This window comes from Streptomyces sp. CBMA156 (assembly GCF_014596515.1).
In the GTDB taxonomy this organism is placed as follows: Bacteria; Actinomycetota; Actinomycetes; order Streptomycetales; family Streptomycetaceae; genus Kitasatospora.
In genome coordinates this window covers 63,071-88,002 of sequence record NZ_MSJQ01000385.1, presented here as the reverse complement: position 1 = coordinate 88,002, position 24,932 = coordinate 63,071, and the positions used below count along the sequence as shown (strand labels likewise).

Below are 24,932 nucleotides of genomic sequence, written 5' to 3'. Positions count from 1 at the left end.
AGGGAACGAACCCCAGCCTCCGCGCGTCACCGTCGGACCGCGCGTCGGGTTCGGCCGTTCGGGGGATTCTCCTCGGTCACCGGAACGACATCCCCCGGACATTCTCCGTCGATACCGTCTGTCGGTATGACTTCTGAAGGGTGGGGGACCCCTCCGGTCGAGCCGATCAGCCAGCACTACATCGTCTGCGGGGGCAACGCGCTGGCCCACCGACTGGTTCGGGAACTCGTCGAGCACTACGAGGTCCCGGTCGTCGTCCTGGTAGCCGACCGCACCCGCGACCACGCGCCGCAGATCGAGCAACTCACGGGCGTCGCCGCGGTCGTGGAGTACGCCAGCGTCACCGAGGAGGCGCTGCGCGCGGTGTCCATCGGCACCGCGCGCGGCCTCGCCCTGGTCGAGGGGAGCGACCAGGAGAACATCCACACCGCGCTCAGCGCCCAGAACCACAACCCGGACATCCGCATCGTGTTCCGGATGTTCAACCAGCGGCTCGGCGAGAACATCGAACGGCTGCTCAAGAACGGTGCCGCGCTCTCCGGTTCCGCCACCGCCGCCCCGGCCTTCGCCTCCGCGGCGCTCGGACGGCCCAACTCGGTGGAGATCGAAGGACGTTACCTGCACATCGCGTTCGACGACGACATCACCGCCGACCGGATCTGTGTGGTCGCCGACCAGATCGACCGGCAGGATGTCGGCAGGATCAGGCTGCTTCCCGAACAGCAGGGCGACTCGGCCGAATTCGTCCGGCTCGCCAGCGAGTTCGGCGACGACGGGCCGATCCGTCCCGGCACCGTACGGCGCGAACCGGTGCCGCAGGCCGACCCGGCCCCGGAGGAGGAGCCGGGCGGCCGGGCGGCGCTCCAGATGCTGCGGATCGAGCCCCGGGAGCCGACCGACTGGAAACGGCGGCTGCGCTGGCGGGTGCTCGACACCATGCGCTTCTTCACCAGCGCCCGGATGAGGCTGGTGCTGCTCACCGCCTTCGCGGCGGTGCTGCTGGCCTTCGGGGTGCTCTGGTACCTCAACCGGAACTTCGGCTGGACCGTCTACATCGCACTGCTCGACCTGGCCGGCGCCGCCCAGCCGGACCAGCTCGGCGACATCTCCTCGGGGTCGGGCACCGGCGGGTTCTGGCAGCGGGTCGCACAGGTGGTGATCACCGTCTGCGGGATCACCTTCGCGCCGGTCGCCACCGCCATCGCGGTCGAGGTGCTGGGCTCCGGGCGGCGCGGGCAGCCGCGCAACCCGGGGGCGGGCACCCGGGACCACGTGATCGTCGTCGGTCTCGGGAACGTGGGCACCCGGGTGGCGACCCAACTGCACGACATGGGCGTACCGGTGGTCTGCATGGAGCGGGACCCGCAGGCCCGCGGCATCGCCGCCGTACGGGCGCTCGGGATTCCGGTGGTGCTGGGCGACGGCCCGTTCGAGCAGCAGCTGCGCCGGGCCAGGCTGAAGCACAGCCGGGCGCTGGTCGCGGTCAGCGGGGACGACGCCACCAACCTGGAGGCGGCCCTGGAGGCGCGCCACGGCAATCCCGAAGTCCGGGTGGTGGTGCGGCTGTTCGAGGACGACTTCGCGAGCCACTTCTACCGGACGCTGGACAACGCGGCCTCCCGGTCGGTGTCCTACCTGGCCGCGCCCGCCTTCGCGGCGGCGCTGATGGGGCGCGAGGTGCGCGGGACGTTGTCGGTGCTCCGGCACGTGCTGCTGATCGCGGAGCTGAAGGTGGAGGACGGCAGCGGGCTGATCGGACTGAACCGGCATGACCTGGAGGACCCGGGCGGGGTCCGGGTGATCGCGGTGCGCTTCGCCCACGGCGGGCAGTTGCAGTGGAACTTCCCCGACCGCACCCGGCGGCTCGCTCCGGGCGACCAGATCGTGGTCGCCGCCACCCGCAGCGGGCTCGCCCGGCTGAACACGGTGGCGGTGGGGGAGGGGTGAGTGCGGCGGCGAGCAGCTGACAGCTGACAGCCGACACCTGGCAGAGGCCAGAAGACAGATAACAGAGTTCAGCTGACAGATTTCAACATCTGAAATCTGTCAGCTGTCGCCTGAACCCCGTCAGTCGTCCGCGGTCCCGCGCCGTCAGCGGTTCTGGAACTCCGGCGGGCGCTTCTCGGCGAAGGCCGCCATGCCCTCCTTCTGGTCTGCCGTGGCGAAGGCCGCGTGGAAGAGTCGGCGTTCGAAGCGGACGCCCTCGGCCAGGGTGGTCTCGAAGGCGCGGTTGACGCTCTCCTTCATCATGACCGCCGCTGGGGTGGACATCGCCGCGATGGTCGCGGCGGTGGCCAGCGCCTCGGTGAGGAGCTGGTCCGCCGGGACGATCCGGGAGACCAGTCCGGCCCGCTCGGCCTCCTCGGCGCCCATCATCCGGCCGGTCAGGCACAGCTCCATCGCCTTCGCCTTGCCGATCGCCCGGGTGAGCCGCTGGGAGCCGCCGATGCCGGGGATCACCCCGAGCTTGATCTCCGGCTGCCCGAACTTCGCGGTGTCCGCCGCCAGCAGCACGTCGCAGAGCATCGCCAGCTCGCAGCCGCCGCCCAGCGCGAACCCGGCCACCGCCGCGACCACCGGCTTGCGCAGCGCACCGATCCGGTCCCACGGGCCCAGCCAGTCGTCCAGGTAGACGTCAGGGAACCGGTTGCCCTGCATCTCCTTGATGTCGGCGCCGGCCGCGAAGGCCTTCTCCGAGCCGGTGATCACCAGACAGCCGATCTCCGGGTCCCGGTCGAAGGCGGTCGCGGCGGCGACGACCTCGTTCATCAGCCGGGTGTTCAGCGCGTTGAGCGCCTTGGGCCGGTTGAGCGTGATCAGCCCCACCCGGCCCTTGCGCTCGACCAGGATCGTCTCGTAGGTCTCGGTCTCGGTCATCGCCGTCGACTCCCATGTCCGCTGCTCGGCGCCCGCGGGCGCGCCCTGACCACCCAACGATCTACGACGCGCCCCGCCTCGCGCCAGTCTTGGTATGCGAGACGCCGGTCACCAGGTGTCGGAGGCGGCGGCGGGGGCGATGGGAGGGGCGGAGCCGGGTCGGTCAGAACCGGACGCCGTACCGCTCCGCCGCCCGCCGTACGGTCTCCGCGTCGACCTCGCCCCGGCGGGCCAGCGAGGCGAGCGCCGCGACCGTCACCGACTCGGCGTCCACCCCGAAGTGCCGCCGGGCCGCCGCCCGGCTGTCCGAGAGGCCGAAGCCGTCGGTGCCCAGCGAGGTCCAGTCCTGTTCCACCCACGGGCGGATCTGGTCCGGCACCGCGCGCATCCAGTCGCTGACCGCCAGCACCGGCCCGGGTGCCCCGGCCAACGCCCGGGTCACGTACGGGACGCGGCCCGCCGCCCCGGTGCCGGACGCGGCCTGGGCCAGGGCGTCCGCGTCGCAGTCCAGCGCCTCGCGGCGCAGCTCCGTCCAGGACGGCGCGGACCAGACGTCGGCCGCCACACCCCACTCCTCGCCGAGCAGCCGCTGCGCCGCCAGTGCCCAGCGCACGGCGGTGCCGGAGGCGAGCAGCTGGAGCCGCGGCGCGTCGGCGGGCAGGGCGGCGGCGTCCGCCGTGCGGTAGCGGTAGAGGCCGCGCAGGATGCCGTCCACGACCTCCTCGCCGTCCGGGAGCGCGGGCTGCGGCAGCGGCTCGTTGTAGACGGTGAGGTAGTAGAACACGTCCTCGCCCTGCGGGTGCTGCTCGTCGGCGCCGTACATCCGGCGCAGTCCCTCGCGGACGATCACGGCGACCTCGTAGCCGAACGCCGGGTCGTAGGAGATCGCGGCCGGGTTGGTGGAGGCGATCAACTGGGAGTGTCCGTCGGCGTGTTGAAGGCCCTCGCCGGTCATGGTCGTCCGGCCGGCGGTGGCGCCGATCAGGAATCCGCGGCCCAACTGGTCGCCCAGCGCCCACATCTGGTCGGCGGTGCGCTGCCAGCCGAACATCGAGTAGAAGATGTAGAACGGGATGACCGGCTCGCCGTGGGTGGCGTACGCGGTCGCGGCGGCGGTCAGCGATGCCATCGAACCGGCTTCGGTGATGCCCTCGTTGAGGATCTGGCCGGTTGCCGACTCCTTGTAGTGGAGCAGCTGGTCACGGTCGACCGGGTCGTAGGTCTGCCCCAGCGGTGAGTAGATCCCCGCGCTCGGGAAGAGCGACTCCATGCCGAAGGTGCGCGCCTCGTCTGGGACGATCGGCACCCAGCGCCGGCCGGTCTCCTTGTCCCGCATCAGGTCCTTGACCAGTCGGACGAAGGCCGTCGTGGTGGCGATCTCCTGCTCGCCGGTGCCCTTGAACAGCGCTTCGAAGGGCTTGGCGGGCAGGTCGGGCAGCGGGGTGAAGCGCACCCGGCGGGCGGGCGCCGGTCCGCCCAGCGCGGCGCGGCGCTCGCGCAGGTAGCGGACCTCGGGGGAGTCCGGTCCCGGGTGCGCGTACGGCGGCATCTTGTCATTCAAAACGCTGTCTGGGATGGGGAGTTCGAGCAGGTCGCGCATCGCCCTGAACTCCGCGCCGGAGAGCTTCTTCATCTGGTGGTTGGCGTTGCGGGACTCGAAGCCGGGGCCGAGCGTCCAGCCCTTGACGGTCTGCACCAGTACGACCGTGGGCGCGCCCCGGTGCTCCAGCGCCGCGCGGTAGGCCGCGTACACCTTGCGAGGCTCGTGGCCGCCGCGGGAGGTGGCGACGGTCTCGACCAGTCGCCGGTCGTCCATGGTGTCGGCGAGCGCCCGCAGTTCGGGGGAGCCGTGGAAGAGGTGCGCGCGGATGTACGCGGCGTCCGAGGCGGCGTAGGTCTGGAACTGCCCGTCCGGCACCTCGCCCAGCCGGCGGACCAGCGCCCCTGTGGTGTCGCGGGCCAGCAGCTCGTCCCAGGCCTCGCCCCAGAGCGACTTGACCACGTTCCAGCCGGCCGCGCGGAACCGGCGTTCCAGCTCCCGCACGATCCTGCCGTTGCCGCGCACCGGCCCGTCCAGGCGCTGCAGGTTGCAGTTGACCACGAAGGTGAGGTTGTCCAGCTGCTCGCGGGCGGCCAGGCCCAGGGCGGCGGTGGCCTCCGGCTCGTCCATCTCGCCGTCGCCGAGGAAGGCCCAGACGTGCGAGCCGGAGGTGTCCTTGATCCCGCGCGCGGTCAGGTACCGGTTGAACCGGGCCTGGTGGATCGCCGAGAGCGGTCCGAGGCCCATCGAGACGGTCGGGAACTCCCAGAACCAGGGCAGCCGGCGCGGGTGCGGGTACGAGGGCAGGCCGTCGCCGCCGGCTTCCTGGCGGAAGCGGTCGAGCCGGGCCTCGGAGATCCGGCCCTCCAGGAACGCCCGGGCGTAGACGCCGGGGGCGGCGTGGCCCTGGACGTACAGCTGGTCGCCGGAGCCGTCGGCCTCCTTGCCGCGGAAGAAGTGCTGGAAGCCGACCTCGTACAGCCAGGCGGCGGAGGCGTAGGTGGCCATGTGCCCGCCCAGGCCGCCGCGGTGGTTGCCCCTGGTCACCATGGCGGCGGCGTTCCAGCGGTTCCAGGCGGTGATCCGGCGCTCCATCTCCTCGTCGCCGGGGAACGCGGGTTCGGCGGCGCTGGGGATGGTGTTGACGTACGGGGTGTCCAGCAGCGGAGGGATGTCGAGCCGGCGCAGTTCGGCGTGCTCGACGAGGCGGCGCAGCAGGTGGGCGGCTCGGTCGGGGCCGCCGAAGTCGCGGGCGGCGTCGAGGGACGCGCGCCACTCCGAGGTCTCCTCGGGGTCGGGGTCTGGCAGCTGGTCGAGCTGGGACACGGGCTGGGACACGGTGGTTCCCCTTTGCGGTGCGCTTCAGGTTTTCATTCCGGGATGCGGAATGACATTCCTCTCCATGGAACTCTTTGGACGGTAGGGAGTGCTCTGGTGGCGCGTCAAGCGATACCGGCGAGTAATTTGAGAGATGATCGATCATCTTTGTGCGAACGTTATCGACGAAGGGAAGGAGAACCCGCGAGGTGGACGGCTGCGTGGAGGGTTCAGTCGGAGTGCCGGGTGTCCTCGTCCTGCGCGCTCCCGCGTCGGGCGTACTCCAGGACGTGCTCGGCCAGCAGTCGGCCGGCCTCCGGGTCCTGCCGCCGGAACGCCTCGATCAGCGGCTGGTGGTCGGCGGCGTTCTCGTGCAGCTCGGGCCGGACCCGGTGCAGCGAGAGCACCGTCCACACCTCGACCCCGAGACCCTCCCAGGTCCGCAACAGCGTCCCGTTGCCGGAGGCGGCCACGATCTCGCGGTGGAAGGCCACCCCGTGCCGGGCCTGGCCGAGCGCGTCGCCCGCCGCCGCTGCGGCCGCCATCCGCTCGGCGTGCCGCTCCAGGGCGGTGGTGTCGCCGGCCAGCCGGACCACCGCGGACTCGGCGGCCAGCCGCTCCAGCGAGGCCCGCACCTGGTAGACCTCCAGCAGTTCGGCCGGGCCGATCGCGCGCACCCGCACGCCCCGGTTGGGCTCGGCATCGAGCAGCCCGAGAGTCCCGAGCGCCCGCAGCGCCTCCCTGACCGGGGCCTGGCTGACCTTCAGCTCGACGGCCAGGCGCCGCTCGACGATCCGGTCGCCGGGCTGCCAGCGGCCGTTCAGCAGGCCCTCTAGCAGCAGCCCGCGCACCTGCTCGCCCAGCGGGACCCTGGACAGCGGGTCGGTTTCCCCGGCCGGGGGCGGCGGCGGGACCGGGTGGTTCATGACGGGCTCCAGGTGTGCCGGTGGGAGGTCGGGGGCCGGATCAGGCGAGGCCCGGTGCGTCGCCCTCGCGCGGCGCGAGGCCCAGTTCATCGCCCTCGCGCGGCGCGAAGGAGCGGGCGACGTCCGCCTCCGTCACCTCGGCGAGCGTGCCGGGCCTCCAGCGGGGGCTGCGGTCCTTGTCGATCACCTGCGCGCGGATGCCCTCGACCATGTCGTGGCTCTCCAGCGCGGCGCAGGAGATCCGGTACTCCTGGTCGAGCACGGCCTCCAGCGAGGGGAGCGTGCGGGCTCGGCGCAGCGCGGCCAGGGTGGTCTTGACGGCGGTGGGGGAGTTCGCCAGGACGGCTTCGGCGGCCTCCTTGGCCTCCGGGACGCCGGAGTCCAGCAGCCGGTCGACGATCTCCTCGACCGTGTCGGCCGCGTAGCAGGCGTCGATCCATGGGCGCTGGGCGGCCAGCGCGGCGGGCGGCGCGGGCTCGGCGTGCGCGGCGACGAGGGCGGCGATCTCGGCGGTGGTGCTGCCGGTCGTCGCGGCGGTGGTCCGGCCCAGGGCTTCGAGCAGCCCGGGGATGCGCGGCGAGGGCACGAAGTGGTCCGCGAACCCGCACAGCAGGGCGTCGCCCGGGCCCATCGAGGCCGCGGTGAGCCCGAGGTGGGTGCCCAACTCGCCCGGGGCGCGGGCGAGCAGGTGGCTGCCGCCGACGTCCGGGGCGATGCCGATCCGGGTCTCGGGCATCGCGACCGCGGAGCGCTCGGTGACGATCCGCACCGCGCCGTGGGCGGACACGCCGACGCCGCCGCCCATGGTGATGCCGTCCAGCACCGCGACGTACGGCTTCGGGTAGCTGGCGATCAGCGCGTTCAGCCGGTACTCGTCGCGGAGGAACGCCCGGGTGCCGGCCCCGCCCGTCCTGGCGTCGTCGTGCATCGCCCGGATGTCGCCGCCCGCGCACAGGCCGCGCTCGCCCGCGCCGGTCAGGACGACGGCGCGTATCCGGTCGTCCGCGGCCCAGTCGTCCAGGGTGGCGCGCAGGGCGGTGACCATGCCGTGGGTCAGCGAGTTGAGCGCCCGCGGACGGTCCAGTACGAGCCGTCCGACGCCGCCGTCCAGGAAGGCCCGGACCTCCGCCACCTCTGTGCTCATCGGGTGCCGCTCCCGTCCCTCGGTGATGCCGACGTCCGCCGGAGCCTGCCGGTGTCCACCGGGCTCCGTGGTCGTCCGCTGTCCGTTCCTGCCGGTTCCGCCGTTCCTCCTGGCCCCGGCCGGATTCCGCGGTCCACCGTACCGGGGGAGGCGGGCAGTTGTGATCACCGGGCCGGGGGGCGGGCGGGGGCCGAGGGAGAGGCGGGGTGTGCGGCCCGGCTCAGGGCCAGGCGCGCAGGGCGAGTTCGGCGATGCGGGTCAGGTCGGCGGTGGTGGCGCCGTCCCTGGCCTGCTGGGACATTCCCTGGAGGACCGTGCCGAAGTAGCCGGCCAGCGCCTTCGGATCGGCCTCGGGTGGCAGTTCGCCGTCCTGCCGGGCCCGGCGCAGCCGCTCCTCGAAGGTCCGCAGGTTCCCGTTGCGCAGCTCGCGCAGTCGGTCCTGGATGCCGGCGTCCTGCGGGGTGACGTTGGTGGCTGCGGAGATCATCAGACAGCCGGCCGGGTGCGACGGGTCGGCGTAGACGGCGGCGGCCTCGCGCAGGATGCGGGCGAAGGCGTCGTGCGCGGTGGGTTCCTCCTCCAGGGCGACGGTCACGAACGCGCCGACGGGGGAGCGGCCGTACCGGCGGACCACCTCCTCGAACAGCGACTCCTTGTCGCCGAAGGCCGCGTACAGGCTGCCGGGGCGGATGCCCATGGCGGAGGTGAGGTCGGTGACCGAGGTGGCTTCGTAGCCGTGCTGCCAGAAGAGCCGGGTGGCCGCGGCGAGCACCTCGTCCCGGTCGAAGGCCGGCGGGCGGCCGCGTCGGGGGGCCGATGCGGGGGCCGGCATGGGGGTCGACGTGGGGGCCGGCGCGAGGGCGGTCGCCCTGCCTCCCGGTGCTGCTTTCGCCTTCTGCGCCGCTGTCATGCCCTGAATTTTAGAGCACTCGCTCAAGAAATGTGTGCTAGCGTCTTTCTTGAGTGATCGCTCAATAATTATGTGGATCCAGCACGAGGGGGCTCGACCATGGGCGGGTACGGACTTCAGGGCAGGACGGCGCTGGTCACCGGCGGCAGCAGGGGGATCGGCCGGGCCATCGCCCGCCGGCTCGGGCGGGACGGCGCCACCGTCGCCGTCGGGTACGCCCGGGACGAGGCGGCTGCGGAGGAGGTGGTCGCGGGCATCCGCGCCGACGGCGGGCGGGCCTTCGCGTTGCCCTCCGCGCTCGGGAGGCACGGTGACGCCGTCGCGTTGTGGGAGGCCTTCGACGAGCGGATAGGCGGGCACGCGCCCACCGGAGGCGTCGACATCATCGTGAACAACGCCGGGATCGGACGCAGCTCCGACCTCGCGGGCCTGACCGAGGAGGAGTTCGACGAGGTCTTCGCGGTCAACGTCCGCGCGCCGTTCTTCATCGTCAAGCACGGGCTGGAGCGGCTGCGCGACGGCGGTCGGATCATCAACGTCTCCAGCGGCCTGGCCCGGATGGCGATGCCGGAGATCATGGCCTACGGCGCGACCAAGGGCGCCCTGGACACCTTCTCGCTCAACCTGGCCCAGCAGCTCGGGCCGCGTGGGATCACCGTCAACTCGGTGGCGCCCGGGATCATCGACACCGACCTCAACGCGGGCTGGCTGGCCGATCCGGAGGCGAGGGCGCAGGCGGCCGCGCTCGCCGCGCTCGGCCGGGTCGGGGCGCCGGAGGACATCGCGGACATCGTCGCCTTCCTCGCCTCGGACGACGCGCGGTGGATGACCGGGCGCGTGGTCGACGCCACCGGAGGCTCCCGGCTGTAGGCAGGGGCGGGCAAACAGATGACAGCTGACAGATGATGAAATCTGTCAGCTGTCATCTGTGATCCGTTATCTGTTACCCGTTGTCTGTTGCCCGCGGCTTGTCACCTGCCGCCGCCCGGGACCCTTCAGCCCCGCACCCGCCCCGAGACCTCGCCGAAGCCGACCACGGCGCCGTCCGGCCCGGGTGCGGTGGCGGTGATGGTCACCTCGTCGCCGTCCTCCAGGAAGGCCCGGGTCGTCCCGTCCGGCAGCTTGAGCGGCTCCTCGCCGTTCCAGGTCAGCTCGATCAGCGCACCCCGGGTGTCCCGCTCGGGCCCGCTGACCGTCCCCGAGGCGAACAGGTCGCCGGTGCGCAGCGAGGCGCCGTTGACGGTCATGTGGGTCAGCTGCTGCTGCGCCGTCCAGTACATCGTGGCGAACGGCGGCCGGGAGACCGGGTGCCCGTTCAGCCGGACCTCCATCGCCAGGTCCAGCCCCCACGGCTCGCGGCCCCGGTCGTCCAGGTACGCCAGCGGCTCGACGTCGCGCTCCGGCGGCGCGATGCGGGCGTGCTCCAGGGCGTCCAGCGGGACGATCCACGGTGAGACCGAGGTCGCGAAGGACTTGCCGAGGAACGGGCCGAGCGGCACGTACTCCCAGCCCTGGATGTCGCGCGCCGACCAGTCGTTGAGCAGGCAGACGCCGAACACGTGCTCGCGGAAGTCGTCCAGCACGACCGGCCGGCCCAGCTCCGACGGCGCGCCGACGACGAAGCCGACCTCGGCCTCGATGTCCAGCCGGCGGGACGGCCCGAAGCTCGGCACGGCGTCGGCCGGCGCCTTGCGCTGCCCGTGCGGCCGCACCACCGGAGTGCCGGAGACCACGACCGTGCCCGCCCGCCCGTGGTAGCCGATCGGCAGGTGCTTCCAGTTGGGGGTGAGCGCCTCCGAGCCCGGGCGGAGGATCCGGCCCAGGTTGGTGGCGTGGTGCTCCGAGGCGTAGAAGTCGACGTAGTCGGCGACCTCGAACGGCAGGTGCAGCTCCACCTCGTCGGCCGGCAGCAGCGCCGGCGACAGCGCCTCGCGGAACGACTCGTCGGTGAGCCAGGTGGTGAGGTCCGCCCTCACCCGGGTCCAGACCGGACGCCCGGCCGCCATCAGCGGGTTGAGCGAGTCGGCGTCCAGCAGCACGGACGGCGCGCCGACCGCACGGGCGGCCGCCCCGGCGTCCAGCACGAAGTCCCCGACGCGCACGCCGATCCGGCGCCGCCCGGGCCGGTCGGCAGCGGTGAAGACGCCGTACGGCAGGTTGTGCACGCCGAACGGCGAGTCCTGGGCACTGGCGAGCCAGCTGCTGGGGGTGGTGCTCAACGGTCCTCCTGGTGCAGTGGACTGGGCGGCGGGAGCAGGCCGAGCGCGGCCAGGTCGCCCAGGGGTTCGGTGATGCTACAGGTGCCGAACGCAGTGAACGAGTTGCGGATCACCGTGATCTGACGGTCCGTCAGTGCGCGCACCGCCTTGGCCAGTACCTCGCCGTCGCGCTCCGCCAGCACCGCCGCCGCGGTGGCCCGGTCGGTCTCCTGCGCGGCCAGCAGCACGTTCAGGAAGCCGTGGTGCTCGAAGCCGGTCTCCGGGTCGGTGTGCCGGACGGCGTTGTGCAGCCCGGCCGTGCACTTGTACGGCAGTCCACGCCGCGCGCAGCCGGTGAGGAAGGCGGCCAGCTCATCCTCGTCCGGGAACGCCTCGGCGACCACCCCGCCGGTGCGGAACTTCGCCCGGTACGGGCTGTCCAGCAGCACGTCCAGGACGGCGTCCAGCCCGTCCCCGCGCAGGAGTTCGCGCGGAACCTCGACGGCGGCCGGGACGCCCGGAGGCAGCAGCCGGTCGAGCTCGGCCACCGCCTCGGCGGCGTCCCGGGTGGCCAGTTCGACGCCGGCCAGCTCGAACGGCGCGACGGCGGCGAGCGCCTGGGCGAGCTCGGTGCTGCCCCCCGGCAGCACCAGCCCGACCTTGAGCGGCCAGTCGCCCGCCGCCGGGCCGTCCGCCCCCGCTGCGCCCCCCTCGACCGCGGCGGCCGTCACCGCCGCGGAGTTCGTGGCCGCGGAAGCGTCCGCGGCTGCCGGGGAGTTCACGACCGTCGCGGCCAACTCGCCCAGCCGGCCCGCCCCGCAGAGGAGCGGCCCGACGGCCCCGGCGTACCAGGCCGCCCGGTGCGCCCGGTGCGCGGGCACCGCCTCGACGACCGGCAGGTTCCCCGGCGGGAACACCGCCGCGTCGTCGAACAGGCCGCGGAACAGTTCGGGGATCACACCCCCCGGCAGCAGTGCGCTCATCGCCCCGGCCCCCGACCGGACCAGGTCCAGGCATAGTCGGGGTCCTCGGTGGCCCGGCCGCCCTCGCCGAGCTCCAGCGGGCGGAAGGTGTCCACCATGACGGCCAGCTCGTCGAAGAAGTCCACGCCGATGCTGCGCTCGTACGCCCCCGGCTGCGGCCCGTGGGTGTGTCCGCCCGGGTGCAGCGAGATCGAGCCCTGGCCGATGCCCGATCCCTTGCGGGCCGCGTAGTCGCCGCCGCAGTAGAACATGACCTCGTCGCTGTCCACGTTGGCGTGGTAGTAGGGAACCGGGATCGACAGCGGGTGGTAGTCCACCTTGCGCGGAACGAAGTTGCAGATCACGAAGCCGTTGCCCTCGAACACCTGGTGGGCCGGCGGCGGCTGGTGGATCCGGCCGGTGATCGGCTCGAAGTCCTTGATGTTGAAGGCGTACGGGTACAGGCAGCCGTCCCAACCGACCACGTCGAAGGGGTGGTGCGGCACGGTGTAGCGGGTGCCCGAGACCCCGTTCGGGCCGCGGTGCTTGACCAGCACGTCGACGTCCCCGGGGGCGTCGGCGACCAGGGGGCCGACCGGCCCGCGGAAGTCCCGCTCGCAGTACGGCGCGTGCTCCAGCAACTGCCCGTACTTGGACAGGTAGCGCTTGACCGGGGTGATGTGGCTGTTCGCCTCGATGCAGTACGCGCGCAGCGGCTCGTCCCCGGCCGGCACCCAGCGGTGGGTGGTTGCGCGCGGGATGATCACGTAGTCGCCCTGCCCGACCTCGATCGAGCCGAACACCGTCTCGACCGTGCCGGAACCGGACTCCACGTACACGCACTCGTCGCCGAGCCCGTTGCGGTAGAGCTCGCTCGGGGCCCCGGCGGCGACGTACGAGATCCGTACGTCGCCGTTGCCGAGGACCAGCCGGCGGCTGCCGACGACGTCCGCGGACTTCCAGTCCTGGTCCGCGAACAGCTCGTGCAGCTTGAGGTGACGGGGGAGGAGCGGGTGGTTGGGCACCGTGGACTGGTCCGGCAGCTCCCACGGCACCGCGTTGACCACCGCCGAGGGGATGCCCCGGTGGTAGAGGAGGGAGGAGTCCGAGGAGAACCCCTCCTCGCCCATCAACTCCTCGTAGTACAGCCCGCCTTCGGGGGTGCGGTGCTGGGTGTGCCGCTTGGGCGGGATGCTGCCCAGCTGCCGGTAGTACGCCATCTCCGTGGTCCTCCTCGACCGTTTGGCAGAGATCCGTTCGTCAGGGCCCCTCAGAGTCCCTCAGGGCTCGTCGGAGCCCGTCAGGGCTCTCCGACGCTCACAGGTTGCCGCGGCGGTCCTGCTCGCGCTCGATGGACTCGAAGAGCGCCTTGAAGTTGCCCTTGCCGAAGCCGAGCGAACCGTGCCGCTCGATGAACTCGTAGAAGACGGTGGGGCGGTCGCCGATCGGCTTGGTGAAGATCTGGAGCAGGTAGCCGTCCTCGTCGCGGTCGACCAGGATGCCGCGCTTCTTCAGCTCCTCGATCGGCACCCGGACCTTGCCGATCCGCTCGCGCAGCTCCGGGTCGTCGTAGTAGGCGTCCGGGGTGTTGAGGAACTCCACGCCGCGGGCCCGCAGCACGTCCACAGTGGTGAGGATGTCGTTGGTGGCGAGCGCCATGTGCTGGCAGCCGGGGCCGGTGTAGAACTCCAGGTACTCGTCGATCTGGGACTTCTTCTTGGCGATGGCCGGCTCGTTGAGCGGGAACTTCACCCGGTGGTTGCCGCTGGCGACGACCTTGGACATCAGCGCGGAGTACTCGGTGGCGATGTCGTCGCCGACGAACTCGGCCATGTTCACGAAGCCCATGACGCGGTTGTAGAACGTCACCCACTCGTTCATCCGGCCCAGTTCGACGTTGCCGACGGCGTGGTCGAGGGCCTGGAAGAGGCGCTTGGGCGAGCCCTCCGGGTGGGTGACCCTGCTCTCCGCGACGACGTAGCCCGGCAGGTACGGGCCGTGGTAGCGGGAGCGGTCGATCAGGGTGTGGCGGGTCTCGCCGTAGGTGGCGATGGCCGCGCGGCGCACGGTGCCGTTCTCGTCCGAGATGTCGTTCGGCTCCTCCAGCACGGTGGCGCCGCACGCGCGGGCGTGCTCGATGCACTTGTCGACGTCCGGGACCTCCAGGGCGAGGTCGACGACCCCGTCGCCGTGGCGGCGGTGGTGTTCCAGCAGCGGGCTGTCCGGCTGGACGCCGCCCTTGATCACGAAGCGGCAGGAGCCGGAGCGCAGCACGTACGCCTTGCGGTCCCGGCGGCCGGTCTCGGGGCCGGAGTAGGCGACCAGCTCCATGCCGAAGACGACCTGGTAGAACTGGGCCGTCTGGGTGGCGTTGCCGACCACGAAGACGACCGCGTCCTGGGCCGTCACCGGGAACGGATCGGCGGCCGCGTCGTGTTCGACGAGGCCGACGAGGCGGCGCAGCTGGTCGGCGTCAAGACCGGCCTCGCGCTCCTCGGGGGTCAACTCAAGGGCGTGGGACTGCGGGGTCATCGCTCGTTCCTCCACTTCGGGCCTCGCCGTCGAGGCTTCCGCTGGATCGCCACCACACCGCGAACGGGTGGGCGGTGTGGTTGCGGAGAGCTTGCTCCTGTCGGAGTGGTTGGGCAACAGGTCGGATTTTGACTGCTCAATGTGTACAAGATGATTAGAAAATCCCGCGGTCCGCTGCGCAAAATGTGCTGCTGACCGGGGGTGATGCACGAAGTCTGCGCAATGGGACGATCACGCACTTCCGGGGTCGACGGGGAGCGGGAGGTGGCGGAGGAACCAGTCGGCGGCCAGCTCGGCGACCCGGTCGAGGGTTCCCGGCTCCTCGAACAGGTGGCTCGCGCGCGGCACCACCGTCAGCTCGCTCGCGCAGCGCAGCCGAATGCGGGCCTGCCGGTTGAGGTCGAGCACGGCCGGATCCAGGGAACCGACGAGGAGCAGCGTCGGGGCGCGCACCCGGGCCAGCGTGTCGGGCGTGGCGAGGTCGGGGCGGCCGCCCCGGGAGACCACGGCGCGCACCGCCGGGCCCAGGTCGGCGGCGGTGTGCAGCGCGGCGGCGGCGCCGGTGCTGGCGCCGAACAGGCCGAGCGGCAGCCCCTGGGTCTCGGGCACCGTGGCGTCCGGGCCGTCCGGGTCATGCGCGCGGTCCGGGGCGTCAGGGTCGTCCGGGGTGTGTTCCGCCGCGCCCAGTCGCCGGGCGACGGTGCTCAGCCGGGAGCCCAGCAGCGCCACGTCGAACACGTTCCGGCGGTCGGCCTCCTCGGCCTCGGTGAGCAGGTCGAAGAGCAGCGTGGCCAGTCCGGTGTGGTTCAGGTACTCGGCGACGTGCCGGTTGCGCGGGCTGAGCCGGCCGCTGCCGCTGCCGTGCGCGAAGACGACGACACCGCGCGCGCCGGCCGGGACGGTCAGCCGGCCCGCGAGACGGACCCCGGCGACGGGCAGCAGCAGCTCGCGGTCGACCGCGGCGGGGCCGGTGGACGGACCGCTCCCGATCCCGCCGCCGCCCCCCTCCCTGGCCTTCGCCAGCAGTCGCAGCACCTCCTCGTCCTGGGTCTGCGAGAAGTCGGTGTAGAACTCGCCGATCGCGAAGAACGGGGACGGCGTGCCGACGCAGACCAGCTCGTCGGCGACCTCGTCCAGGCGGTCGGTCCAGTCCGCGGGCGCCACCGGGACGGCGAGCACCACCCGGGCCGCGCCGCGCTCCCGGACGATCCGGCAGGCCGCCCGGGCGGTCGACCCGGTGGCGATGCCGTCGTCCACCACGACCACCGTGCGGCCGCGCAGGTCGGCGGGCGGCCGGTCGCCCCGGTAGCGGCGGGCCCGGCGCGCCAGTTCGGTGCGCTCCTGCCGCTCGACCTCGGCCAACTGCTCGTCGGTGACCGCGGAGAACCGGATGACCTGTTCGTTCAGCACCCGGACGCCGTCCTCGCCGATCGCCCCCATGCCCAGCTCGGGTTGGTAGGGCACGCCGAGCTTGCGGATCACGCAGATGTCCAGCGGTGCGCCGAGCGCCGACGCGACCTCGGCCGCCACCGGCACGCCGCCCCTCGGCAGCGCCACGACCACGGTGTCGGGGCCGGCCAGACGGCCGAGCCGGGCGGCCAGCCGACGGCCCGCCTCGGTGCGGTCGGCGAAGTGGGTGAAGTGGGCTCCGGTGACGTGCATGACACGGCCTCCGGTTCCACCGTACGTCGTTCCGCTCGGCTCGGGGCGGTCGCGGGCGGGCTCACGGCGGCTGCGGGCGGCGGCCGGGGGACGGAGCCGGGGACCGGTCCTGACTGGATCCTGACCGGTCCTGACCGCCGTGCAGACGGGGTGGGGCCAGGGCGGGACCACGGGTGGGAGACCAAGTGGGATCGGCCCTGGGATCGGCCCTGGGATCGGGCCTGGGATGGGGCCGGGATCGCGGGTGGGATCGGGCCGGGAGCCGGACGGGACGACGCCCCCGTGTGGCCGGGACAGCGGGCGGCGCAGGGTGGACCGCAGAGGCGGACCACAGAGCCCGCCCGCGACCGGAAGGAGCGCCTGTCATGTCGGGAACCGTCATCACCGACCTGAGGCGACGAGGCGCGGTCGACCCCGGCCGACTGCTCGCCGGTCCGCTGCGCGGCGTCGGACTGCAACGGCTCGACCCGGGCCACCGCGCCGAGGTGGCCGCCGACGGCGTCGAGCACGCGATCTACGTCACCGCCGGTTCCGGGCTCGCCGACCTGCCCGAGAGCTTCGAGCACCCCGACCACGCGGACGGCCCGGAACCCGAGGACCGCCCGGAATCCGACGGCGTCGGCCTGCCGCTGGTCGAGGGCACCGCCGTCGTGCTGCCGCTCGGCTCGCGGACCGTCCTGACCGCCGGGCTGGCCGGGCTGGAGTTCTTCCACGCCGTGCTCGCCGTCCCCGTCTCCTCCTCAGCCCCGTCCGAAGCCCCTCCCGAAGGAGGCGACCCCAGGTGATCGTCACCACCGACACCGGCTCCGCCATGGTCGTCATCGGCCCGAACGGCGAGCGCGTACGGATCCGCTCCCTCGCCCGGCGCCCGATGCTCGCCAGCGCCTGCGAGGCCTTCGACCACCTGCGGCTGAGCCCGGGCGCCCACCACGTCCTCCCGGGCCGGTCCGACACCGAAACCGTCCTGCACGTGCTGCGCGGCGCCGCCGTCGTCGGCCGGCTCTCCGGCGAGCCGGACCACCTGGCCTCCGAAGGGGACCTGCTGCTGGCCCGCCGCGGCCGCACGCTGCACCTCGAAGCCGGACCGCTCGGCGTGGAACTGCTCCGCCTGACCCTTGCCGTCCCCCGGCATTCGGCCGCCACCCGGGCCGCCCTGGCCCGGCGCCGCGCCGCCCGCTGCGACCGGCCCTGACCGGTCCAGCCAGTCCTCGCCCGGAGGAGGCCTCTCGTGATACTCGTCCCCGCTGCCGTGCCCCGCACCGCGCCCGCCTTCCAGCGGCTGATCGACCCGAAGCAGCGGCCGGCCGTCCGCGCCGGACTGACCGTCGAGGCGCTGCCGCCGGGCGTCCGGATCGAGCAACTTCCCTACGAATCGGTCGAGTCGGTGACCGTGGTGCTCTCCGGACGGCTGTTCGCGGCCGGCCGGATCCTCTGCCCGGGCGAGGCGTTGCACCACCGGCCCGGCACCTCCTGCCGGATCTCCGCCGTCCGCGGCGCGCCGACCACCGTGCTCACGGTCCGCCCCACGCCCAGGGCCGACATCCCCGCTCAGCGGTCGGACTCCCGGTCCGCCCGGAGCTGGCGGCAGGTGGACGTGGGCACGGCGCGGATCGACCCGGGCGGCACCTGCGGACCGTACCGGGACCGGGCGGCCGATGCCTTCCTGCTGGTCCTCGCCGGGGCCGCCGTCTTCCTCGGTGACCTCGGCGAAGAGTCACTGCTCCCCGGTGACCTGGTCTACGTCAGGGCGGGGGAGCAGTACGGCCTCCGGGTCGGCCGGCGCGGACCGGTCACCGTCGTGCTGGGCCGGGTCGGCGCACCCGGCGCCGTTCCGGGACCGGAGTGGGGCGACAGGCCCACGTGCTCGGGGCAGGCCGGTCCGCAGGGGTGAGGCCGGGGTGACCCCTCGGCTCGCTCCGGTCGGCCGCGGTGGTGGCAACAGACAGCTGACAGATTTCAAAATCTGTCAGCTGTCTGCTGTTATCTGTCGGCTGTCATCTGCCGGTCGTCGCCCGCCGGTCGTCGCCCGCCGGTCGTCGCCCGCCGCCGGGACGGCCCCGACACGCGGGCGGCCTCCCGGGCTCGTCACGGAAAGTCACGCGATGGCCGCTGATAGTGTCGGCCGGGTGGATGAAGAACAGCCGGTGGCACCCTCGGAACCGGGTGACGCCCCGTCCGTCCGGGTGCTGATCGTCGATGACCACCCCCTGTTCCGGGAGGGCCTCAGAGCGGCACTGGAGAGTGCCGAGGGCGTCCTCGTGGTCGCCGAGGCCGAGCGGGTCGCCGACGTCCCGGAGGCGGTGGCCCGGCATCGTCCGACCGTGGTGATCATGGATCTCTCGCTGCCCGACGGCTCCGGGCTGGAGGCCGTCCGGCAGCTCGCCACCCGCGAGGCACCGCCGCCGGTGCTGATGCTGACCATGTCGGACGACGACGGGAACCTGCTCGCTGCCCTCCAGGCGGGCGCGCGCGGTTACCTGGTGAAGGGCGCCGGGCGCGAGGAGGTGCTGCACGCGGTGCGGACGGTCGCCGCGGGCGGCGCGGTGTTCGGCGGCGAGGTGGCCGGCCGGATCACCGCCCTGCTGGCCGGGGCGAGGATGCGCGAGGCGGGGCAGCTCTTCCCCGAACTCACCGCCCGCGAGGCCGAGGTGCTGGACCTGGTCGCGCGCGGGCTGGACAACCGGCGGATCGCCCGCGAGCTGGTGGTCGCGGAGAAGACCGTCCGCAACCACATCACCCACATCTTCGAGAAACTGCACGTCGCCACGCGCGCCGAGGCCGTCGCCCGGGCCCGCGACATGGGCCTCGGCGACGGCGGGACCCGCCAGGAGAGGTGAACCGGGGGTGCCGGCCCGCCGACCGGCACCCCCGGGGTCTCGGTGCTTCGGGACGTCTTCTCCGTACGTCCTGTCCGAAACCCGTTTTCGTCCGTCGCCTCCGGAGGTCCTCTCCGGAGGCGGTCTTTGAACGCCGCTGCTACGGCTGCATCTCGTACGCGCCGGAAAGCGCCTCGACCCGCGTCCACACCCGGGCGTCCCGGGCCGGGTCGGCGACCGGGCGGCGCACGTTCGCCAGCGCCCAGCCGGCCTGCTCCTCGGTGGCGGAGGCCTTGCCGTGCAGCTCGGTGGCGTGCGCGGAGAAGTCGCGGACCAGTGCGTCGAAGATCCGGTCCAACAGGTCCCCGCCGTGCTCGGAGGCGGTCAGGCCGGTCAGCTCGGCCTGCTCCAGCACCAGCTGGCCGTAGACGATCAGGGCGAACAGCTGGCCGATCTCCAGCAGGAAGTCCAGGTCCGCCTGCTGCTCCCTGCTCGGCGCGTTCTTGAGCAGCAACTCGCAGAACCCGTCGGCCTGTTCGCGGAAGCGGGCGACATTGGGCAGCTGGGCGTGGCGGTCGTAGGCGGCGCGCCAGTCGTGGAAGCGGATCGCGCCGAGGCCGCGGGCCGGCCCCTGGCGGAACAGGAAGGCGTCGTCGGTGGCGTCCAGACGGGTCGGTACCGGGGCGTAATCGGCCGGGGCGAACAGGTAGTTGCCCATGAACTTGAGGATCAGCGCCAGGTTGACGTGGACGGTGCCCTCCAGCTTCGGGAGGCCGCGGATGTCCTTCGCGGCCTTGTCGAAGTAGGTGTCCGCCTCGAAGCCCTTGGCCGCGATGACGTCCCACATCAGGTCGATGACCTTCTCGCCCTCGGTGGTGACCTTCATCTTGGTCATCGGGTTGAACAGCAGGTACCGGCGGTCCTCGGGTGAGGCGGTGCGGAAGTAGTCCACGGCCCGGCCGCTGAACAGCTTCATCGCCACCAGACGGACGTACGCGTCGGTCAACTCCCGCTTGACGTGCGGGAAGTCGGTGACCTTCCTGCCGTACAGCACCCGGTTGTCGGCGTGCGTGACGGCCTCGTACATCGCGTGCTCGCAGATGCCGATCGAGGCGGTGCAGAGGTTGAACTTGCCGACGTTGACGGTGTTGAGCGCGGCGTCGAAGGCGGCCTGGCCGGTGTGCAGCACGTCCTCGGCGCGCACCGGGTAGTCCTCCAGACGGAACTCGCTGACGTACATCTGGGCGTTCACCACGTTCTTGACCAGGTGGTACGCCTCGTGGCGGCTGTCGGCGGCGAAGAAGACGTAGCCCTCCGGGCCCTCGACGTCCGAACGGCGGCCGAACACCGAGACCAGGCCGGCCACGTTGCCGTTGCCGATGTAGTACTTGGAGCCGGTCGCGGTGAAGCCGCCCTCGCCGTCCGGGGTGAGGATCATGTCGGTGGAGTAGATGTCCGCGCCGTGGGTGCGCTCGGAGAGGCCGAAGGCCATCACGTGGCCCTCGGCCAGCAGCTTGGCGGCGCGGGCGCGGACGGCCTCGTTCTCGCTCTGCCAGACCGGGCCGAGGCCCAGGATGGTGACCTGCCAGGTGTACCAGTAGCCGAGGCCGTAGAAGCCGAGGATCTCGTTCAGCTCGGCGATCCGCGCGGTGTCCCAGCGCTTGTCGGGGTCGGCCGTGGCGGGGGTCAGGAACTCCGCGAACAGGCCCTCCTCGGCGGCGAAGGCCAGGAAGTCGGCGTACCAGCTGCGGTCGACGTAGGTGTCGATCAGCGCCTTCTTGCCGCGGGACTCGAACCAGTCCACCGTCGCGCGCAGCAGCCGGCGGGTCGGCTCGTCGAACTGGGCGGGGTCGTAGCTGCGCGGGTTGAAGAGCATCGAGGGGCTCCCGGGGTCGAGGGTGTCGGGGAGGGCGGGGTGACAGAGTTCAGATGACAGCTTTCAGATTCTGTTATCTGTCATCCGTGATCTGTCATTCGTCGGCTGTCGGCTGCCGCATGGCGCTTGCCGGTGGCTGGCGGTCGGCGGTCGGCGGTCGGCCGCTCAGGGCGGTCGGCGGCAGGCCGTCAGGACGGTCGGCTGCCGGCGAGGCGGCGCAGGGTGGCGAGTACGTCGTCGAGCCAGGCGAGGGTCATCCGCTCGTACTCGATGCCGCCGCGCAGCACCACGTGCTGGAGCTCCTGTCGGGCGTCGAGTGCGGCGGGGTCGGGAAAGTCCCGTTGTTCGCCGTGCAGGTAGCGGGCGAGCAGGGTGGCGTGGCCCTCGCGGTGCCGCTCGACCTCGGAGATCAGCGCGGCCGGGTCGTCGAAGGCGGCGGCCCGGATCTTGACCGCGAGCTCGTGCCGGACGGTCTCCGGCTCGACCGGTTCGCGCAGCCAGGCGGCCAGCGCGGCCCGGCCGGCCCCGGCCGCCGAGTAGACCTTCTTGTCCGGTCGCCCGTCCTGGGAGACCTCTTGCGCGGCCACCCAGCCGTCCGACTCCATCCGCCGCAGCACCCGGTAGATCTGCTGGTGGGTGGCGGTCCAGAAGCGTCCGATCGAGCGGTCGAAGCGCCTGGCCAGCTCGTAGCCGGAGCCGGGCTGCTCCAGCAGCGAGACGAGGATCGCGTGCTCCAGTGCCATGGCTCGCATCCTGCTATGCAACCAGTTGCATAGGCAATGCCGACCCGGACGGTTGAGACGCAGGTCACCGCCGTGATCGGATGGTTATCTGGCATTTCCGTCCAACGGGTGCAAAACGTTAGATAAGAGCCAGAATGGGTACGGGGCAAGCGCCTTACCGGTCCCGACCACAGGAGGTGGTATCGGTGGCAACCCATATCCCGACGACGGGCATGGAGCACCATCCGGACATCGTCGAACTCCGCGAACGCTACGAGCGGGTCACCTCGACCCCTCGTGCCCAGGCCGTCGAGGCCATGGCCGTCCTGGCCGGCCTCTTCCTGGCGGCATCGCCATGGATCGTCGGCTTCACCGCGTACAGCACCCTGACCGTGACCTGCCTGATCGTGGGTCTGGCCTACACGGCCCTGATGGCCGGCTACGGATCGGCCTACGAACGCACCCACGCGAGGGCCTGGGCGGCCGCCGCGCTCGGTGTCTGGACGATCATCTCCCCCTGGGTCGTCTCCGGGTCCGTCGCGCACGGCAAGAACATCGTGACCTGCATCATCGTGGGCGCCGTGATGTTCCTGCTCGGCCTCGCGGCGATCTCGATGGCGACCATGACGTCGAACGGAGCGTCAATGCGGCGCGGCCGGGCAGGCCGTGCCAAGGGCTGATCTTCCCCGCAGCCCGTGACCGGGGCGCGGAGGGCACAACCGCCCGCCGCGCCCCGGCCCGCGACCGTCGGCCCGTGACCGTCGGCCCGCGCCGATGCCCACAGCCGCCCGCCCGCGAGGCCGGCTACGGGTGCGTCATCCGCAGCACGTCCAGGGCCTCGTCCAGCTGCTCCTCGGTGAGCCTGCCCTGCTCGACGTAGCCGCGCTCCACCACCACCTGGCGGATGGTCTTGCGTTCGGCCAGGGCCTGCTTGGCGACCTTCGCGGCCTCCTCGTACCCGATGTAGCGGTTCAGCGGAGTCACCACCGAGGGCGAGGACTCCGCGTACTCCCTGGCCCTTTCGACGTTGGCGGTGACGCCGTCCACCGTCCGGTCGGCCAGCAGTCGGGCGCTGTTGGCGAGCAGCCGCACCGACTCCAGGACGTTGCGGGCGATCACCGGGAGCATCACGTTCAGCTCGAAGTTGCCGCTCGCGCCCGCCAGCGTGACCGTCGCGTCGTTGCCCACCACCTGGGCGGCGACCATCAGCACCACCTCGGGCAGTACCGGGTTCACCTTGCCCGGCATGATCGACGAACCGGGCTGGAGGTCCGGCAGGTTGATCTCGCCGAGCCCGGTGCGCGGGCCGGAGCCCATCCACCGCAGGTCGTTCGCGATCTTGGTGAACCCGACCGCCACCGTGCGCAGTTGACCGCTCAGCTCGACCAGGGCGTCCCGCGCGCCCTGTGCCTCGAAGTGGTTCCTGGCCTCGGTCAGCGGCAGGTCGGTGGCGCGGGCGACCTCGGCGATGACGGCCGCGGGGAAGCCGGGCGGGGTGTTGATGCCGGTGCCCACCGCCGTCCCGCCGAGCGGGAGTTCGGCCACCCGGGGGAGGGTGGCCAGCAGCCGCTCCCGTCCGTGTCGCACCTGTGCCGCGTAGCCGCCGAACTCCTGGCCGAGCGTGACGGGCGTGGCGTCCATCAGGTGCGTGCGGCCCGACTTGACCACCCGGGCGAACTCGGTGGCCTTGCGCTCCAGTGCCTCCGCGAGGTGCTCCAGCGCCGGGACGAGGTCGTGGGTGATGGCGGCGGTGGCGGCGATGTGGATCGAGGAGGGGAAGACGTCGTTGGAGGACTGGCTGGCGTTGACGTGGTCGTTCGGGTGGACCGCCCGGCCCAGCCGCTCCCCGGCCAGGGTGGCGATCACCTCGTTGGTGTTCATGTTGGACGAGGTGCCCGAGCCGGTCTGGAACACGTCCACCGGGAACTGGTCGTCCCAGCGCCCCTCCGCGACCTCCTCGGCAGCCGCCGCGATCGCCTCCGCCGTCTCCTCGTCCAGCACCCCGAGCCGGGCGTTCACCCGGGCCGCGGCGGCCTTGATCCGGGCCAGCGCGGCGATGTGCGCGCGCTCCAGCCGCTGACCGGACACCGGGAAGTTCTCCACCGCCCGCTGCGTCTGCGCCTGCCACTTCGCGTCGACCGGCACCCGGACCTCGCCCATCGAGTCGTGCTCGATCCGGTACTCCTGCGGCTTCTCCTGCTCGTCACCCATCGTGCGCTGCACCTCCTGTACGGGCCCGACGGGCCCGGAACGGATCTCCGATCACCACAGCCGCGAGCGGGGCCCGGGTATTTCCGGTCGGGATGATCCGATGACCCCGTGATCCGACCCGGGTGCCACGGTCGCCGCCTACCGCCGCCTACCGCCGCCAGCCGCCGCCCGCCGCCTACCGCCGGGGCAACTCCACGCGGAGCAGTTCGCCCGGGGCGGTACCGGCCTGGGCGAGGAGTTCGCCGCCCGGGGCCCAGACGCCGGAGCCGCCCGAGCTGTCGGGGTACTCGCCGGTGGCCCCGGCACAGGTCGCGAGCACGCACCACACGCCGTGGGCGGCGGCCCGGTCGCGGAAGTGTCCGTCCCGGCGCTCGGCCTGGGCGGCACCGGGCCCGTAGAGGGTGGAGGCGACGTAGGCGTCGACGCCGAGCGCGACGGTCTCCTCGGCGTGCGCCGGGTCGGCGGCGTCCGCGCAGATCGCGAGGCCGAGCCGCAGGCCGTCCAGCTCCAGGGTGACGGGCTTCTCTCCGGGGGTGAAACGTTCCATCTCGGCGCCGTGGAGCCGCATCTTCCGGTAGGCCACGACGGCGCCCTCCCCGGTCACCACCAGGGTGGCGATGGACTCGCGCCCGTCGGCCTCGGCGACCGGCGCCCCGACCAGGGCGACGGCGCCGGTCGTGGCGCAGGCCGCCACCAGCGGAGCGAGGCGGGCGTCCGCCGGGCCGACGGCCGGTGCGGCCAGGTCGTAGCCGGTCAGCGACAGCTCGGGGAACACCACCAGCCGCGTGCCCGCCGCCCGTACCGCCTCGGCATGCAGGGCCACGTTCTCGGAGACGGTGTCCGGACGGCCTGCGGCGGCGCAGACGGGCTGGGCTACCGCGACGGTCAGCGGCGCGGGCGTGGGAGAGGCAGTGGCAGAGGTTGTGGCAGAGGTCGCGGACGAGGGCATGGCGGAGCCTCCGGCGGGGCGGGGTGAGCTGGTCATGATCAATCTATGCGCCCGTCGGTGGCACGGGCAACGAAGGCGTGCGAGGGGCGGAGGAGGCGATTGGGGCCCAGGGTCCCAATCGGGCTGATCTCACTCGAAGGAGTGAGATCGACGGAAGGCGCTTCAAACTGCCGTCCACCCCTTCATACGCTCCGGATCGGGCCGGGCCGACTCCGGCCGGACCCGGATTGCCGCAGTTCGGCCCGGGGGGACCAGCGCGAGGGGCGGACGGACGATGACCACAGGACACG

The 24,932-nt window shown here is 72.5% G+C and carries 21 protein-coding genes; 7 read left to right on the top strand and 14 right to left on the bottom strand.

The features are described from left to right. Positions 1 to 126 precede the first annotated feature (126 nt). On the top strand, positions 127 to 1,947 hold the full coding sequence (locus BU198_RS34155; protein WP_188300726.1) for an NAD-binding protein: 1,821 nt from the start codon (positions 127 to 129) through the stop codon (positions 1,945 to 1,947). 144 nt (positions 1,948 to 2,091) lie between these two features. Here BU198_RS34155 and BU198_RS34150 read toward each other — a convergent pair whose 3' ends face one another. From BU198_RS34150 to BU198_RS34130, 5 genes are all read right to left on the bottom strand, one after another. Continuing rightward, complete coding sequence (locus BU198_RS34150; protein ID WP_188300725.1) at positions 2,092 to 2,877, bottom strand: enoyl-CoA hydratase; 786 nt, start codon at positions 2,875 to 2,877, stop codon at positions 2,092 to 2,094. A 163-nt stretch (positions 2,878 to 3,040) separates the two neighbouring features. After that, positions 3,041 to 5,755, bottom strand: a complete 2,715-nt coding sequence (gene aceE / locus BU198_RS34145; RefSeq protein WP_317620443.1) for a pyruvate dehydrogenase (acetyl-transferring), homodimeric type — start codon at positions 5,753 to 5,755, stop codon at positions 3,041 to 3,043. A gap of 209 nt (positions 5,756 to 5,964) precedes the next feature. Continuing rightward, positions 5,965 to 6,660: a GntR family transcriptional regulator gene (locus BU198_RS34140; RefSeq protein ID WP_188300724.1), complete on the bottom strand. Its 696-nt coding sequence runs from the start codon at positions 6,658 to 6,660 to the stop codon at positions 5,965 to 5,967. Positions 6,661 to 6,700: 40 nt separating this feature from the next. Next, the gene (locus tag BU198_RS34135) at positions 6,701 to 7,804 is read right to left on the bottom strand and encodes an enoyl-CoA hydratase/isomerase family protein (protein ID WP_188300723.1); all 1,104 of its coding nucleotides are present in this window, start codon (positions 7,802 to 7,804) and stop codon (positions 6,701 to 6,703) included. Between the two features lie 220 nt (positions 7,805 to 8,024). Then, complete coding sequence (locus BU198_RS34130) at positions 8,025 to 8,636, bottom strand: TetR/AcrR family transcriptional regulator (RefSeq protein ID WP_188300740.1); 612 nt, start codon at positions 8,634 to 8,636, stop codon at positions 8,025 to 8,027. 177 nt (positions 8,637 to 8,813) lie between these two features. Between BU198_RS34130 and BU198_RS34125 the strand changes: the two genes are divergently transcribed. Next, on the top strand, positions 8,814 to 9,584 hold the full coding sequence (locus BU198_RS34125; protein WP_188300739.1) for an SDR family oxidoreductase: 771 nt from the start codon (positions 8,814 to 8,816) through the stop codon (positions 9,582 to 9,584). Between the two features lie 125 nt (positions 9,585 to 9,709). On the opposite strand, the gene fahA is transcribed toward BU198_RS34125, so the two are convergent. The 5 genes from fahA to BU198_RS34100 form a co-directional block, all read right to left on the bottom strand. Then, complete coding sequence (gene fahA / locus BU198_RS34120; RefSeq protein WP_188300722.1) at positions 9,710 to 10,933, bottom strand: fumarylacetoacetase; 1,224 nt, start codon at positions 10,931 to 10,933, stop codon at positions 9,710 to 9,712. Next, positions 10,930 to 11,895: a hypothetical protein gene (locus tag BU198_RS34115; RefSeq protein WP_188300721.1), complete on the bottom strand. Its 966-nt coding sequence runs from the start codon at positions 11,893 to 11,895 to the stop codon at positions 10,930 to 10,932. Before BU198_RS34115 ends, fahA begins: the two co-directional genes overlap by 4 nt. After that, positions 11,892 to 13,094, bottom strand: a complete 1,203-nt coding sequence (locus BU198_RS34110) for a homogentisate 1,2-dioxygenase (RefSeq protein ID WP_188300720.1) — start codon at positions 13,092 to 13,094, stop codon at positions 11,892 to 11,894. The genes BU198_RS34115 and BU198_RS34110 overlap by 4 nt, the downstream gene beginning before the upstream one ends. A gap of 97 nt (positions 13,095 to 13,191) precedes the next feature. Then, positions 13,192 to 14,406, bottom strand: a complete 1,215-nt coding sequence (gene hppD, locus BU198_RS34105; protein ID WP_188300719.1) for a 4-hydroxyphenylpyruvate dioxygenase — start codon at positions 14,404 to 14,406, stop codon at positions 13,192 to 13,194. Between the two features lie 231 nt (positions 14,407 to 14,637). Next, positions 14,638 to 16,068: a phosphoribosyltransferase family protein gene (locus tag BU198_RS34100; RefSeq protein WP_188300718.1), complete on the bottom strand. Its 1,431-nt coding sequence runs from the start codon at positions 16,066 to 16,068 to the stop codon at positions 14,638 to 14,640. A 365-nt stretch (positions 16,069 to 16,433) separates the two neighbouring features. On the opposite strand from BU198_RS34100, the gene BU198_RS34095 reads away from it, so the two are divergent. The 4 genes from BU198_RS34095 (at position 16,434) to BU198_RS34080 (ending at position 18,905) form a co-directional block, all read left to right on the top strand. Next, complete coding sequence (locus tag BU198_RS34095) at positions 16,434 to 16,853, top strand: hypothetical protein (RefSeq protein WP_188300717.1); 420 nt, start codon at positions 16,434 to 16,436, stop codon at positions 16,851 to 16,853. Beyond that, positions 16,850 to 17,260, top strand: a complete 411-nt coding sequence (locus BU198_RS34090; protein WP_188300716.1) for a hypothetical protein — start codon at positions 16,850 to 16,852, stop codon at positions 17,258 to 17,260. The genes BU198_RS34095 and BU198_RS34090 overlap by 4 nt, the downstream gene beginning before the upstream one ends. 36 nt (positions 17,261 to 17,296) lie before the next feature. Continuing rightward, a complete protein-coding gene (locus BU198_RS34085) occupies positions 17,297 to 17,959 on the top strand; it encodes a cupin domain-containing protein (RefSeq protein ID WP_188300715.1) in 663 nt (220 codons plus the stop codon). Between the two features lie 253 nt (positions 17,960 to 18,212). Beyond that, the gene (locus tag BU198_RS34080) at positions 18,213 to 18,905 is read left to right on the top strand and encodes a response regulator transcription factor (RefSeq protein ID WP_317620442.1); all 693 of its coding nucleotides are present in this window, start codon (positions 18,213 to 18,215) and stop codon (positions 18,903 to 18,905) included. A 139-nt stretch (positions 18,906 to 19,044) separates the two neighbouring features. On the opposite strand, the gene BU198_RS34075 is transcribed toward BU198_RS34080, so the two are convergent. Both BU198_RS34075 and BU198_RS34070 read right to left on the bottom strand, forming a co-directional pair. After that, entirely contained in the window at positions 19,045 to 20,760 is a 1,716-nt protein-coding gene (locus BU198_RS34075) for an acyl-CoA dehydrogenase family protein (RefSeq protein ID WP_188300713.1), read from the bottom strand. Positions 20,761 to 20,948: 188 nt separating this feature from the next. Further along, positions 20,949 to 21,503, bottom strand: a complete 555-nt coding sequence (locus tag BU198_RS34070) for a PadR family transcriptional regulator (protein ID WP_188300712.1) — start codon at positions 21,501 to 21,503, stop codon at positions 20,949 to 20,951. A gap of 212 nt (positions 21,504 to 21,715) precedes the next feature. Here BU198_RS34070 and BU198_RS34065 point away from each other — a divergent pair, with 212 nt between their 5' ends. After that, positions 21,716 to 22,162 carry an SPW repeat protein gene (locus BU198_RS34065; RefSeq protein ID WP_188300711.1) on the top strand — a complete coding sequence of 149 codons (447 nt, stop codon included), beginning with the start codon at positions 21,716 to 21,718 and terminating at the stop codon, positions 22,160 to 22,162. 124 nt (positions 22,163 to 22,286) lie between these two features. Here the strand turns inward: BU198_RS34065 and BU198_RS34060 are convergent, their stop codons facing one another. Further along, positions 22,287 to 23,693, bottom strand: coding sequence for a class II fumarate hydratase (locus tag BU198_RS34060; RefSeq protein WP_188300710.1), 1,407 nt, complete (start codon positions 23,691 to 23,693; stop codon positions 22,287 to 22,289). Positions 23,694 to 23,868: 175 nt separating this feature from the next. Next, positions 23,869 to 24,642: a carbon-nitrogen hydrolase family protein gene (locus tag BU198_RS34055; protein ID WP_188300738.1), complete on the bottom strand. Its 774-nt coding sequence runs from the start codon at positions 24,640 to 24,642 to the stop codon at positions 23,869 to 23,871. Positions 24,643 to 24,932 lie beyond the last annotated feature (290 nt).